Genomic DNA, 14431 nt, shown 5'->3' with positions numbered 1-14431 from the left:
TAGAGCCCCTGTCGTATCCCTCATTGAATCATTGCCAAGTGTTCTGCGATCGGTCCAAGGGCAAGTGAAGGGAAGAATGTGAGTGCGCCGACAACAACAATCATCATGACCAGAATGCCAGCAAAGAGAGGTGTGTGTGTCCGCAATGTACCTGTGGTTACAGGTACAACCCGTTTCACAGCAAGTGAACCCGCGATAGCGAGCATGGCGATCATGGAAACGTACCTTCCGAGCAGCATAACGATACCAATCGCGATGTTGTAAAAGTCTGTATTGGCATTCAGTCCGGCAAAGGCCGATCCATTATTGGCTGCACCCGAGGCAAAAGCATAGAGAACTTCGGTCAGGCCATGCATGCCCCCGTTCGAGATGGACGCAACTGCTTCAGGCCGCATAAGTGCGAGTGCCGTTGGCGCAAGAATAATCAAAGGATGAATGAGCAAGGCGATGGATGCGAGCTTCACTTCTTTGCCCTCGATTTTTTTGCCCAGGAACTCAGGTGTTCGTCCCACCATCAATCCACAGATAAACACAGCCAGAATCACATACAACAGTCCGTTGATCAGCCCTACCCCTTTGCCGCCAAACACGTTGTTGAGCATCATCTGGGCCAGCGATACCATGCCTCCAAGTGGAGTGAGCGACTCGTGCATATTGTTGACTGAACCTGTTGTGGCTGCCGTCGTGACTGCTGTGAATAAAGCAGACTCGGGTATGCCGAACCTGACCTCTTTGCCTTCCATATTGCCCTGCAGACCTGCTGCATCCAGCGCAGGTACACCGCGATATTCGGAGACAAATACGGTGGTCAACATCACAAGGAAAAGAAAACTCATCGCTGCGAACAAGGCCCAACCTTGCTTCCGGTTATTGACCATCAAGCCGAAGGCGTAGACTAACGCAGTTGGCAGCAGCATCATGCAGACGATATGCACCAGATTGCTCAGGGCTGTTGGATTCTCGAATGGATGTGCAGCATTGGTTCCAAACCAGCCACCACCGTTGGTGCCAATATGTTTGATCGACTCCAGTGAGGCGACCAATCCACGTGTAATGGTCTGCTGCGCGCCTTCGAGCGTCGTTGCGTTCACCGCTCCCGCGAGCGTCTGAGGTACACCCTGGAACACGAGGAACAAGGCCACGATGAAGCTCAGCGGTAAAAAAATCCTCGTAATCGACCGTACAAGGTCGACGTAAAAGTTCCCCAGTTCATCCCGGCGGCCTATCAGCCCGCGAATGAACGCAATGGCTACCGCGAACCCTGTCGCTGCCGACGTAAACATCGGGAATGTCACTGCCAGCATCTGTGACAGGTACGACAGGGCGTTCTCGCCCGTATAAGACTGCCAGTTCGTATTGGTCATGAACGAAACAGCCGTATTAAATGCCTGCGCCGCTGGCATATTGTCAATCCCATCCGGGTTGAGCGGTAAATATTTTTGCAGTCGCAGCACCAGAAACATCAATATCAACATTACGAAGTTGGAGAGGAGAACGGCCGTGAGGTACTTTTTCCACCCCATGGACTCATTCTCCCGTACCCCCATCACGCGATAGAGCAGTCGCTCCGGTCCGCCAAAAACCCGATCCAGCCCCGTTCGCTGTCCATCGAACACGTTCACTATATATTTTCCCACCGGTTTCACCAACAGCAGGATGATCAGCAGCGTTACCGCTACTTGCACTACACCGATACCCATATCCGCATTTCCTCCCTATTCGACGTTCCCTTGTTCCGCATTACGTACAGTGTCAGCATCAGAATTTCTCTGGCTTCACCAGCACATAACCGAGATAAATCACCAGTGCGAGTACAATTATGCTGATGGCAATCATTCCGCTCCCCCTCTCTACCCTCAAGCCTTTTCGCAGAATTTCACAAATCCCCAAAACACCGCAAACAGCAGCACAACCAATCCAATCATCGTGGCATCATTCACCATGCGCCCTTCCTCCCTCTCTCTACCGTTCTCTGCACCTGCTACATGTAAAATCGTAATACGAAACGCTGTAAAAAAGGGGTAAAGAAATGCCTCCACAGGTGTAAAAAAAACGTAAAAAAGACCCGCACTTCTCAGCTATGGGCTGAAAAGAACGGGTTTATAAGGTTTACCATTTATCCAAATGGATTCTGTGCCCACTGCAATAGTCTCTTTTTTGTAATTTTGCCATGTGAGGTATGTTTGACGACTTGTCCCTGATCGAGCAGAAGTACCTGGGGTGACTCATGGTGAACCTCTGTCTCTTCCGCAATATGGCGGGACAACGAGCGATTTTCAATCACTTTGACGATGCGGTAGTCCATAGGTTGTTTGGAATCTGATGCATTGGTGCCTACAAACGCCATAAACTCTCTGTACGCTCTCGCACTGGTCGGACAAGTTGTGCTGTGTTTCAGGATAAGCACCGGATGATCCTGCGAGCGATGCAGCGCGTCTTCCCAGTCATCTGGTTTATGCAATTCACGGACATGTTCGCTGAGCATATGTTCCGAGTCTGACCCTGCACGTTTGCTAACCACCGAACCAATCACAATGCCAAGTGCCAAGCCAAAAGCAATCCCGAGTCCAAGCTGCTGTGTAGCCGTACCAATGCTGACTCCCATAGCCGTTCCTATGGCAAGCCATACGGCTTGATGATTTACTTTTTTCTTCATGCAGATCTTCCCTTCCTGAAATATGTATATCAGGGCTATAACTTCTCACCTTACATTCTGATCAAATTATAGCATAGGCCTCTGTGAGCAGGCGTTGATAATCTTCATCTCCGAGTACAGACTTCAGCGTTTCGATTTATGCAAAATGCTCATTTGTGATACACTGGTTGTAATTTGGAAACGATGAACATGAAGAATGGATTGGAAGGGCGGAGATTCCATATGACATACGCATTTATGATTGAACCACAGGATTTTATTGCGCTGGATAACGAAGATGAGCTGATTGAGAAATGTCAGGAGTGGGGCCTGCTTTCCGGTAAAGCGACCAAACTCAAAACGTTCTATTATAAAGGAAACGGATTAAATATGCCGTGCACCATCATTGGATATGTCGATCACATGGCAGCCGTAATTCAACTGGATAATGGACAAAAACATTGCATTCACCCGTCGTATCTGAAGGAAATGCAAGCGTCCAGTTACAGCGCCAGAAGCATAAGTAATGCCGGGTCAGATCGAAGCACAGAATCGACAACTTCGGATACAGTCGCACCAGTCTCTGCTGATGTTACGTCAACTCCAGATGCCCTGGTTAATCCGGATGAAATTCCGGCGGATCTGGATGATTCGGACGACACGGACACAGATGAATTCTCCTCTGGGCTGAAGGGTGATCCGGATGGACTAGTAGAAGCGTATGTTGGACCTCAGTCTGGGGCAGCCAGTGAAGCCAAACCTAAAGCCAAAACAGCGAGCAAAGCCAAGAGCATTAAGATTGATCTGCCAGAAGGCAAAGTGAAGATGAGCGCCGTTGTCAAAGAATTCACCACTGTGCCGAATCACTTCTCTGACAATGACGATGAAGTCATCATCTATGAAGCAGTTACCATCACGGAGCCAGACGTCATTGATGTTGGGGAAGCCTGGTCAAGTCACAGTGCCACCGTTAAAAAACAGGAACTGGAAGTGGGCGACGTTATCACGTTTGAAGCCAAAATCATCAAGAAGAAGCTGACACGTAACCCGGTTCCTTATAAAATCAACAACCCCTCCAAAATTCAGAAGGAAGGGTAATCCCACGCCGTATAGGGAAAAACAAAAAACCTCCAGAACTGCTCAAAGCAGATCGCGGAGGTTTTGCCGTTTGTAGGCTATATTAGCGAAGAGTACGCTCTTAAGCTTGTCCCGGTTTAGCACTGATCTGAAAATGTACGCCGAATTTGTCAACAACCGTGCCGTAGGCTGGACTCCAGAACGTCTCTTGTATCGCCATTTCCACTACGCCGCCATCTTCCAGTTGGCTAAAAATAGTTTTGGCTTCATCCACAGTATCCGTGTTCACAGTAATACTAACATGATTACCTATGGTGTACGGCATGCCTGGAAATGTGTCGGATAACATTAATACCGAGCTGCCAATCTGCAAAGAAGCATGCATAATACGGTCTTTTGCTTCTGGCGGGATGGGATGATTCGGGTCAGATGGACCGTCACCAAATGTTTGAAGTGCGAGCACTTCCGCTCCAAATGCCTTTTGATAAAAATCTACCGCTTCACGTCCATTACCGTCTGTTATCAGATACACATTCAAGCTGATCGACATGCATTCTTCATCTCCTTGGGCTCATGTAATTATACGATTCACGCCACTTGCGACATGAGTATATATGAACAGGTTGTCCTTTGACAAGCGTATATTTCCTCACTTACTCTTTGGATCGTTACACCATTAGGGTTACCAATATATTTTTAATCCATCCGTCTCTCCATTACTTCTTGCGCCTGCGTATATAGTAAAGAATACTGATCAGAACACCCGGAACCAGTGCTGCAAAACTGGCATAGATCAGACACCATTTCAACAAGGTAAATACCGGAGTGAGTTCAGCAAGCACAGGCGTACGTTCGGGATAACGATACATGATCAGAGACGCACCTATATTTTCAAGCATATCCATAGCCCAACCTAAGACTGGAATCAGATTCACCCGGCGCCAGCGACTCTTCACCGGAAGCACGCGATAGAGTACTGATAACAGAACGACCAATAACAACAGATAGGCCAACGGCCATATGAGGTCAAATGTGAACCGTGCATAGATATAGGCGCTCCGCCCTGCTTCTCCATACTGCTCAGCCATCTGATAAAGATCATCCGCAGTGTACAAAAAAGAGGAATCCGGGGACTGCCCACCACCTGTGGCCTCCTCCGACTTTGCCGCCTGCCAGGGCAGAATCAATACAATAAAACAAGCAAATACAACAACTGCAGCTGCAACCCATTTCCAATTCACCCGCTGATAGAACCAATTTGACACTTTATTCAGCACGTTCCGTCCCCTTTCCGATAAAAAAAAGACCACTCTCCCGAATCCTGTCGGTAAAATGGTTGTGTTCAATCCTATGAAGTTATCGAGCTTGAACGATGTTATCTATTTCACTTTTCAATAAGAGGTATCGGTGAACACTTCTCATGATCGGGACCTTCGTTAGTTTGTTCTTGTCCACGTACAGTTTCATCTGGTCTTTGGTCAAACCAAGCAAACTTCCAGCTTCCGATACCGTCAACACTACCTCGGGGTTCGTAGCATTAAACGTCCTCTTTACTTTCTGATTCCAGTCTTCGAATACCTGCATAGATCAGTGACATCTCCTATCCATAGCCAGTTATTATCAGGCTGAATATATCCAGTATACCACACTTGTGCTGCTCGTAACTTAATCCTTGCGCAGAACCATATTCTGATAGGCATATTTCCTGCTTGACCCTGACGCTAACTCGAGGGTTTATACTGGCTTCAGGAGGGGATTAGCATGAGTATGTCGCCTGAACATGTAACCAAGAAACGACGCAGCAGTGGAATATCCATTATTGGAATGAGTTGGTTAACGATGACATTGGGTCTGTTTTTTGCTACACTCGCAGGGGAGTTTGTCAGCACTATTGGTGCTACTGAATGGATGGTTCATCTCACCCAAGCTGTTGTCATGATTAGTATCGTCTTGCCCGTACTATTCGTCATTCGAAGACACTTCCATATGAAGTCCGTTCTTCTTCCTCTGACAGGAAAAAGCATAATTCACTTGCTCTCTGGCGCATTATTTGCCACTTCTCTGGCCTTCATTGGGTTAGCGATAGCTAGTATGAACAACTGGATTACGATTACGGAGTGGCACTTTTCAGCCGAGTTCTTGCTTGTTGTCATACTTAATAGTTGTATTGCTTTCTTGTATGAAGCTTTGCCAGAGGAACTATCCATGCGAGGCATGGTCTATGATGGATTACGCTTCAGACTCCGACTTCCTGTGTTTTTCGCTTATGTAACTCAAATCATACTCTTTCTGCTGGTTCCGATGAGTGTCAGCCTATTGCAAGAGATCGTCGGTATGGATGCCGGAAACCGGATAACCTTGGATTATATGATCCTGCTCTTGACCTATGGTGTTACGTTACAGCTTCTGCGCAGTTTGACCGGATCTTTATGGGCATCCATCGGATTTCATATCGCTTACCTGGAAGTAGCCCGATTCGTTGTTGTGCCAGGTGATAGACCGGCATTGTTAAGTTATACTGCGCAAGATAATGGGTTGGCCGAAATATTTATTTTGTATATGATGATAATCTTCGTCGGTGGAATCATTCTGGCGGTGCTCAATGCATGGCGCTGGTGGAGAATACATAAATCATGAGGGAGGGCTCTGCCTGTTGTATACCGTTGGACAACTATCCAAACATACCGGAGTATCCATCCGAACACTGCATTATTATGAGAAGCTGGGTTTACTGCGACCGGCCCGTAACGAGATCAATCAGTATCGTTTATATGGTGAAAAGGATATTTTACGGCTTCAGCAGATTACCATTCTGAAGAGCATGCATTTTAAATTGAATGAGATTGGAGAATTCCTCGATCAGGATGCTGCTCGCTCCGAACCAGAGAGTACCCTCACTTTATGGAATAATACGTTGGAACAACAACTGGCCGTCGTCAAGGAACAGCAGGAGAGATTAAGCAAGGTCGAGCATCTTCTTTTTTCAACCATATATGCCATCAGAGCCTCCGGTACAATCAGTCTGGATGAGATGTTGGGTTTCATCCGTGAACTGGATCAGCCTCCGAGCAGGTTCCGTCAAGATGTTTTTACACCTGAAGAAATGGAATCGTTACCTCTGAATAATCAGAACAATTCACTATCCATGGAATGGGCCGATATTCTTAAAGATATTCATACATGCAAGATGGAACCTCCGGATTCCGAAGCCTCACGATTACTGGCCATCCGAATCTCTGATTATGCTGAAAGGACTTTTCAAGGGAATGCAGAATTGGCAGAAAAATATTGGGATTATATCACCCCAGAGGATGATCAGTCAGCTCGTGTATATGGTATGACAACGGAAACCATGCGTTACATCGAAATGACCCTGGATCGATGGGCAGTCCAGAATCCTGATGATCAACAATAAGAGCCACTTCGAAAAGTGGCCCTTGATCCATTCCCTCTTTATGCTTCGTTACGCCTCTTCCCAGAAGCGTCGCAGGTTGTCCATGGCGATTTTGGATGCGGATTTGCATTCCTCCATACCCTCGAACTCCACCGTAATGTTGCCATCATAGCCGGAGTCTTTGATCAACTTAACAATTTTACGAATCGGAATGTCCCCTTGTCCAACGATGGCCCCACGCAGGAAGTTGCCATAGGCTGTCGTGAACCACTCACCCTCACCCGGATGCTCATCATAAGGACGGAAGTAAAAATCTTTGAAGTGGACCAGAGAAGCGTACGGCAGATTTTTCATGACACCGATGATCGGATTCTCATCCACACACATGAAGTTGCCAATATCGAGTGTTGTTTTGAAGTTCGGACGGTCCACAGCATGCAGCACACGCTGCACCCGGTCACTCGCCTGCACGCTGAAGCCGTGATTCTCAATGGTTGTGGTGATACCAAACTGCGCAGCATAGTCCGCAATGATCTGGCTTCCCCGCACCATCAGCGGCAGATGGTCCTCGAACCAGGCGATGGTCATCTTCTCCTTTGGCAGGGTAAACGCCGTGACGTCATGACGCATATGTTTCACACCCATCCGGTGTACCACATCCACATGCCTTTTGACCCGGGCCATCTCTTCTTCAAACGCCTCTTCCGTCTCCTGCACGAAATTGGCTGGCATCGAATAGTTGGACAGTTCAATACCTGCAGACGCTGCCCGTTCCCGAATCGCATCCGCCAGATCGTGATTATCCTCCACGGTATAACCGTAAGGTACCATCTCCATATGCTCTCCACCGTTCGCCGCAATCCAGTCGATCACATCCAGCACCGTCATCTCACCGGAATTCAAATCGTTCAACAAACTGTACGTGCTCAGGCCCACTTTCATCTGCTCAGCTCCCTATCGATATTGTTGGATGAATCGAACCGCCTTACGAATGTCCTGCTCCGGCTGATGGCCTACCTCGCGCTCAATCGTCAGATAACCGGTGTAACCAATCTCCTGAAGCGCTGCAAAGTATCCGTCAAAATCAACGCCACCCTCGCCCAGTGGCACCTCACGAAAGAACGTTCCGGACGAGACCATCTCGGCAATTTTTTCGTGATCCATAGGCGCATAACCGACCGCTCCGTATACGTCTCGTGGATCGACTTCCTTCAACCGCACACCATCTTTCACATGGGTATGTACGATGTAATCCTTAAGCAGACGAACGCCCTGCGCCGGATCATCTCCAGTCACCATCACCATATTTGCCGGGTCAAAATTCACCGATACCCCGTTGGTCGACAGTGTATCCAGGAATCCTTTTAAGTCAGCTGCCGTTTCCGGCCCTGTCTCAATGGCAAAGTATGCGCCAACACTTTTGGCGTATTGGCCCAGTTCCTCACAAGAAGCATGCAGCGTGGCATAAACCTCTGATGAAGGGTCATGTGGAACAATGCCGATATGTGTTGTGACGATGTTGGTACCCAGATCGAGGGCCAGATCCACGATCCGCTTCGATTTCTCCACTTTCCACGGATTATCTTCCTTGACCTGAAAACCATGTCCGCCGAGGTCACCAACCAGTGCTGAAATTTCGAGACCCAGCGAATCGATGTAACTCTTCAGTTCCTTGCGCGCCGCAGGTGACAAATTTTCAGGGTCCATCTCTCCCTTGACGGCGTATATCTGCACACCTTCTGCACCTACGTCTTTGGCCTTGTTCAGCCCTTCCCGTACACCTACGCCAAAGCTATCCACGATGACACCGATCTTATTCGTTAATTTCATGTCATACCTCCTGAAGATTACGTATTTGGATTCACTGGAACAAGTTTCACTGACTTAATTTCATACGGTTTGAATGTCAGTTCGAATGTGCCGTTCGGACAAGCCAACGGATGGATCTCATCCTCCAGCAGATTAATGACAGACGCCTTAATTTCTCTTTTAACCCATTCGACCTGTACCGTTTCTCTACCTCCTGATGACTCATAGAAACGCAGCACCGTTCCCGATCCATCTTCTGCGGGTTTGATTGCATCCAGAATGACATGCTCACTATGGAACTGAACCCAAGCATGTTCAGATGGCAAGTGACCCGAAGACGGGCTCGCTACAACAACTTCCACCGGATGATTAAGCTCCATTGCGCGGCGAACGACAGCAGCTTGTCGCCAATCCCCCTGATGTGGCAGGAACGAATATGTGAATTCATGTTCTCCCTGATCGGCATGTTCATCCGGCCATTTCGGGGCGCGAAGCAGGGACAGGCGGATCGTCCGATCCTTGATGTCGTATCCGTACTTGCAATCATTCAGCAAACTCACACCACTGTTACCCTCTGAGATATTCGCCCAGCGATGACCGCAGACCTCGAACTGCGCCTGCTCCCAACTGGTGTTGTTATGGGTTGGACGCTCCAACGCTCCAAACGGGATTTCATAGGCTGCTTTGGCTGCCACCAGATCCACCGGAAATGCCACCTTGAGCAGCTTATGACTCTCATTCCAGTTCACTTTCGTATGGAAATCAACACGCCGCTGGTGGTGATGCAAAATGATATCCTGGCTGATCTCCGATTGATTCAGCTTCCACACATAACGCAGCACATCTCGCGTAGCTCCGCGCTGCACAACCTCTCTGGAGATCAACTGCACCACACCTGCCCGCTGCGATTCAAACCGTGGATCGATATCCCAGGCATCCCAGTACGTCGGTTTGTCATGGAAAAACTGCCACTCATTCGCCCGATCACCGGGCTTCAGCCAGTCGCGTCCTACCGTTTTGTCATACCACTTGGTGATCTCTCCCAAGTCGTTGAACTCAAGCGTGTAAAATTCGGTTTCCCATGTGGAAGGGAAAGTTTCTTCTTCCCTTACTGGAAGGATAACATCCGATGCCTCACGCAGCCATATGGTTGTATACCCAAAAGCAGGAATCGATGGAACATGCACGAGCAGCGTATACTTGTCTTCCTTTTGCTCCAGATCACAGGCCAGACGGTTTCCTTGACGATCAAATGCAGCCAACTCAGCGAGGTGAGCACCCCCTGTGATGGTGATGTTTTCTCCACGTTCCCAGCCGAGGCTGTTAAATATAATGTAGGGAAGACCATCAGCTTCATCGGTTGCAATGTTCTCCGCAAGGATATCCAGCGTTTCTCGCAGTGCGGATGTACCTAATGTAAATACCTTCGTGTACTCCTCGGTGGACGTTACGTATACTTCAGGAATCGATGTTCCCGGAATAATGTCATGGAATTGGTTGAGCATGATCAGCTTCCAGCCTTCATCCAGGTCATTCTTCGTGTGTACAGCGCAAGCTTTGGCAAATTGCCCCCAAATCTCCGCTTCCCGGTACAATACCTCTGCCTTTCGATTGCTACGTTTGTTCCTCGCATGGGTCGTATAGGTTCCCCGGTGTAACTCCAGGTACAAGTCCCCGTGCCACTTTGGCAACGTTGGATTATTGGACGATATGTCTTCAAAAAAAGCGCCTGCCGTGCTGAATTTGCTGATTGGCTGCCCGACCATCAAGTGGGATCGCTCTGCAAACTCCACCATCTCATTCGTCACACCGCCGCCACCATCGCCATGTCCGTAGAGCATCATCTGCTCGGGATGCACATCCTTCTGTTTGTACGATTGCCAATGTTCATCCACATCTTTGGGCCGCGTATGCTCATTCACCCCATGATTCAGATAGGCAAGCACTGAAGTTCCATCAATGCCTACCCAGTCGAAGAGGTCATAAGGAAACGCGTTGGTGTCATTCCAATTCAGCTTGGTGGTCATAAAATAAGGAATATTCGCAAGCTTCAGCATCTGCGGCAAGGAAGCACAGTAGCCAAAAGTATCGGGCAGCCACTCAATGTTGGAGCGTCTGCCAAACTCCGCCTGGTAGAAGTTCTGTCCATACAGAATCTGCCGGACCAACGACTCGCCACTCGGAATGTTCAGATCCGGCTCCACCCACATGCCTCCGACCAACTCCCAGCGGCCTTCAGCAATGCGTGCTTTAATTCGCTCGTACAGCTCCGGGTAATGCTCTTTCACGAAGGCATACAGCTGCGGCTGGCTCTGGGAATACACAAAATCCGGATACGTGTCCATCAAGGTACACATGGTCGAGAACGTGCGACTGGACTTGCGAACCGTCTCTCGCACAGGCCACAGCCAGGCAATATCAATGTGGGATTGTCCAACCAGATGCATGAAGCCACTTCGATATTCCTCCGGGTCTTCCTGCTGTACCGACTGTACCAGTCCATGTTCAAAATTCTGTATCCATGCTGCATCAGTCCAGCGGTCCGGATTATTGTACATCTCATCCATCACCTGGTGAATGGCCTGAACAAGTGCCATCCGCTTGGGCTCCTTCTCGTTATATGCCCGGAGCGACTCGGCGAGTACCGTCACGCTATACATCAGGCTCTGCAAGGGCTGATTGATATGAACCAATGCTGTACGGATGCCCTGAATAGGCGGCTGAATCACAGCTTGTCGATTGAGTGGATCATGCGGCTCCGGGATCGGGTCGTAGAGTTCAATCTCCAACTGCGGCGTATTCCCTACTCGACTTCTCGGAAGCGGTACGAATCCGTGATTCCGATCCAGTCCGTGATAAGGCAAGCCATTCACCTTCAGCAGCCCTTCTCCTCCAGTCTCAAAAATCAACCCAATGGCTTGATCCTGCCAACTGTCCGGAATCTCCACACGTTTACTCAGAAAATACGTCGTTCCGTGTACGCTGTTCAGCGGATTCAAGCTCTGCATAGCCTTGTCTGGACACTCATCTTTATGTTCATATCCCTGCTCATACTCGTATTCCCCTGGCCGAATGTACCGGGCCTTCTGCATATGCCATTCTGGAAGCTCGATCGTATCCAGCCACTGCGACCGGTTCATATCCTCAATGAATCGTTGAATCCGAATCATACCTCCACCCCCAACTTCTGAATGTGCAGACTGCAAGCGGTCCAGTCAGCAGAATTGCGGCCAACCATGAGTCTGAATTCACCCGGTTCTACGACAGACTGGAGACGGGCGTCGATCAGTACGAGGTGTTCTTTTTGCACAGGGAATGTAACGGTATGAGTCTGTCCTGGCTCCAGATGGATTTTACGAAAACCTTTCAGTGACATTTCAGCCCGAGTGACCGAAGCCGATACATCCGTGATGTACAATTGCACAACTTCACTTCCCGCAACCGCTCCAGTATTCGTGACTTCAACCATCACCTGTGCTTCATCTTCTGTCCCCATCACTTCCGGTACTACCCTAACATTCTCATATGTGAATTCGGTGTAGCTCAGTCCATAGCCGAACGGATACTGCGGTGCAAGGTCCATCTCCAGATACCGCTTGCCACGCGTGCGCTTGGCATGATAGTAGACCGGAAGTTGCCCAACATGCTTGGGAATGGAGACGGTAAGGCGGCCAGATGGATTCACATCGCCAAACAGAATATCTGCGATGGCGTTACCACCTTCCTGCCCGGGGTACCACGCTTCCACAATGGCATGGACATGCTCATCAATCCAAGGTTCAGCAATGGGGCGGCCGTTAATATACACCACGATAACGGGTTTCCCCAGCTTATGAACCTCCTGCACCAGCTCCAATTGAACACCCATGAGATTCAGGGAAGCCCGGTCAATGCCTTCGCCGCACTCCATATCATTCCATGGGTCATCGGTTACCACAGACGCTCCTGTCCGCAAGTCGATCGTGCCTTCACCAAAATCGCGGGCGCTGGAACCACCCATCACCATCACGATGACATCCGCCTGTTCCGCACAGGCGAGCGCTTGCGCAAAACCTTCTCTGGAATCGCCTTTAATCCGGCAGCCAGGTGCGTACAGCACCTGACCCGAATCCACGCCAAGCTTGCGCGTAATGCCATCCAGTACCGTGACGATCTGTTCTCTCGGCTGTGGTGAGGTATAGTCCCCAAGTTGGTTATAGATATGGTTCGCGTTCGGACCAATGACAGCCAACTTCGTACCTGTTTTGGCAAGCGGAAGGATATTTCCTTCATTTTTCAGTAAAACAATCCCCTCTTGTGCAACTTCCCTCGCCAGCTGAGTATGGTCTTCACATCCGATAACCCGCTCTGCAAACTCTGGATCAACGAAAGGCTGTTCGAATAACCCGAGTCTGAATTTCATCTCCAACACCCGCCGCACAGCCAAGTCCAGATCCTTCTCTTCGATCAATCCCTGCTCAAGCGCCTGACCGAGATGTTTGCGATACATGTACCCAGACATCTCCATGTCCACACCTGCCTGAAGGGACTGTGCCACGGCCTGCTCCCCGTTCTCAGCGGTGTTATGTCCATGGACTAACATCTGAATGGCGCCAAAATCAGTAATCACAAACCCATCAAAACCCCACTGCTCACGCAGAAGGTCATTCAGCAGATACGTACTTGACGTGCAAGGTACGCCATCAATCTCGTTATACGCGGTCATCACGGAGCAAGCCCCGGCTTCCACTGCTTTTTTGAACGGCAACAGATCTATTTCATGCAATTCACGTAATCCCATATGAACTGGAGCAGCATTACGTCCACCCTCTGAGCTGCCATAAGCCGCAAAATGCTTAAGTGTCGCCACAATTGTCTGGTTGGAATCGAGGCGGTCACCCTGTAGTCCCTTCATGGCTTCTACTGCAAATTCACCAATCAAGTATGGATCTTCGGCAAAACATTCCTCCGTTCGTCCCCATCTCGGGTCACGCACTACATCCAGCACCGGGGAATACGTTGCCGCTCCCCCCTGACTCCGGGTCTCCACAGCGATGGCTTCACACATCTTGCGGTATAACTCCATATTCCATGTGCTGCCCACCATTAACGGTACCGGAAAAACTGTTGCCCCGATTGCCATATGCCCGTGGGAACATTCTTCTCCGAACAAAATGGGAATGCCCAGCCGGGAATGCTCCAAGGCATACTGCTGAATGACATTTGTGGCAACGGCTCCTTGCCGTGGTGTCAGACCTGTCTCCAGCGTTACTTCAGTCCATGGATCGGCCCGAAGTACGCCATACAGGGAACCGACACCGCCCTGTTTCATGTCCGCTTCGAACTCTTCCGTGACCTGTACTGTGCCATCTGCTGCCTTGACATACGTCTTCCAGCCCATCGGCTGGATGAGTTGTCCAATCTTCTCTGCCGTTGTCATCCGTCCGATCAGATCCTGAACCCGCTCCTGAATGGGAAGCGAAGCATCTTTATAGTCCATATGCACATTCTCCTTATGCGTTCGGAATTAGTTAGGC

14 protein-coding genes are annotated in these 14431 nt (G+C 49.4%); 3 read left to right on the top strand and 11 right to left on the bottom strand.

From position 1 onward, the window contains the following. Nucleotides 1-20: 20 nt before the first annotated feature. The 4 genes from kdpA to ytxJ all read right to left on the bottom strand — a co-directional run bounded on the left by kdpA (nt 21) and on the right by ytxJ (nt 2656). Nucleotides 21-1700: a potassium-transporting ATPase subunit KdpA gene (gene kdpA, locus ACETMN_RS01350; RefSeq protein WP_411735669.1), complete on the bottom strand. Its 1680-nt coding sequence runs from the start codon at nt 1698-1700 to the stop codon at nt 21-23. A gap of 58 nt (nt 1701-1758) precedes the next feature. After that, nucleotides 1759-1836 carry a potassium-transporting ATPase subunit F gene (locus ACETMN_RS01345; RefSeq protein WP_223199957.1) on the bottom strand — a complete coding sequence of 26 codons (78 nt, stop codon included), beginning with the start codon at nt 1834-1836 and terminating at the stop codon, nt 1759-1761. Between the two features lie 20 nt (nt 1837-1856). Further along, a complete protein-coding gene (locus ACETMN_RS01340) occupies nt 1857-2039 on the bottom strand; it encodes a hypothetical protein (RefSeq protein ID WP_076329646.1) in 183 nt (60 codons plus the stop codon). A gap of 77 nt (nt 2040-2116) precedes the next feature. Beyond that, nucleotides 2117-2656 (bottom strand): bacillithiol system redox-active protein YtxJ, encoded by a 540-nt coding sequence (gene ytxJ, locus ACETMN_RS01335; RefSeq protein WP_411735668.1) that lies wholly within the window; start codon nt 2654-2656, stop codon nt 2117-2119. A gap of 222 nt (nt 2657-2878) precedes the next feature. Between ytxJ and ACETMN_RS01330 the strand changes: the two genes are divergently transcribed. Then, complete coding sequence (locus ACETMN_RS01330) at nt 2879-3733, top strand: hypothetical protein (RefSeq protein ID WP_411735667.1); 855 nt, start codon at nt 2879-2881, stop codon at nt 3731-3733. A 100-nt stretch (nt 3734-3833) separates the two neighbouring features. On the opposite strand, the gene ACETMN_RS01325 is transcribed toward ACETMN_RS01330, so the two are convergent. The 3 genes from ACETMN_RS01325 to ACETMN_RS01315 all read right to left on the bottom strand — a co-directional run bounded on the left by ACETMN_RS01325 (nt 3834) and on the right by ACETMN_RS01315 (nt 5296). Continuing rightward, complete coding sequence (locus ACETMN_RS01325) at nt 3834-4262, bottom strand: VOC family protein (protein ID WP_411735666.1); 429 nt, start codon at nt 4260-4262, stop codon at nt 3834-3836. Between the two features lie 166 nt (nt 4263-4428). Continuing rightward, on the bottom strand, nt 4429-4989 hold the full coding sequence (locus ACETMN_RS01320; RefSeq protein WP_411735665.1) for a hypothetical protein: 561 nt from the start codon (nt 4987-4989) through the stop codon (nt 4429-4431). Between the two features lie 79 nt (nt 4990-5068). Next, the gene (locus ACETMN_RS01315; protein WP_017691180.1) at nt 5069-5296 is read right to left on the bottom strand and encodes a hypothetical protein; all 228 of its coding nucleotides are present in this window, start codon (nt 5294-5296) and stop codon (nt 5069-5071) included. 177 nt (nt 5297-5473) lie between these two features. On the opposite strand from ACETMN_RS01315, the gene ACETMN_RS01310 reads away from it, so the two are divergent. Further along, nucleotides 5474-6349 (top strand): type II CAAX prenyl endopeptidase Rce1 family protein, encoded by an 876-nt coding sequence (locus tag ACETMN_RS01310; RefSeq protein ID WP_411735664.1) that lies wholly within the window; start codon nt 5474-5476, stop codon nt 6347-6349. Between the two features lie 16 nt (nt 6350-6365). Continuing rightward, entirely contained in the window at nt 6366-7127 is a 762-nt protein-coding gene (locus ACETMN_RS01305; protein ID WP_192136182.1) for a MerR family transcriptional regulator, read from the top strand. 48 nt (nt 7128-7175) lie between these two features. Here the strand turns inward: ACETMN_RS01305 and ACETMN_RS01300 are convergent, their stop codons facing one another. From ACETMN_RS01300 to ACETMN_RS01285, 4 genes are read right to left on the bottom strand one after another with little or no spacing between them, the layout of a single operon-like run. Continuing rightward, a complete protein-coding gene (locus ACETMN_RS01300; protein ID WP_091012111.1) occupies nt 7176-8048 on the bottom strand; it encodes a sugar phosphate isomerase/epimerase family protein in 873 nt (290 codons plus the stop codon). Nucleotides 8049-8060: 12 nt separating this feature from the next. Beyond that, entirely contained in the window at nt 8061-8936 is an 876-nt protein-coding gene (locus ACETMN_RS01295) for a sugar phosphate isomerase/epimerase family protein (RefSeq protein WP_411735663.1), read from the bottom strand. A gap of 17 nt (nt 8937-8953) precedes the next feature. Continuing rightward, nucleotides 8954-12085 (bottom strand): alpha-mannosidase, encoded by a 3132-nt coding sequence (locus ACETMN_RS01290; RefSeq protein WP_411735662.1) that lies wholly within the window; start codon nt 12083-12085, stop codon nt 8954-8956. Next, nucleotides 12082-14394: a glycoside hydrolase family 3 N-terminal domain-containing protein gene (locus ACETMN_RS01285; protein ID WP_411735661.1), complete on the bottom strand. Its 2313-nt coding sequence runs from the start codon at nt 14392-14394 to the stop codon at nt 12082-12084. Before ACETMN_RS01285 ends, ACETMN_RS01290 begins: the two co-directional genes overlap by 4 nt. Nucleotides 14395-14431: the final 37 nt, after the last annotated feature.

This window comes from Paenibacillus sp. M2, assembly GCF_046713495.1.
In the GTDB taxonomy this organism is placed as follows: domain Bacteria; phylum Bacillota; class Bacilli; order Paenibacillales; family Paenibacillaceae; genus Paenibacillus; species Paenibacillus amylolyticus_B.
The sequence above is the reverse complement of the archived record's forward strand: the minus strand, read 5'-3'. Positions and strand labels throughout refer to the sequence as shown.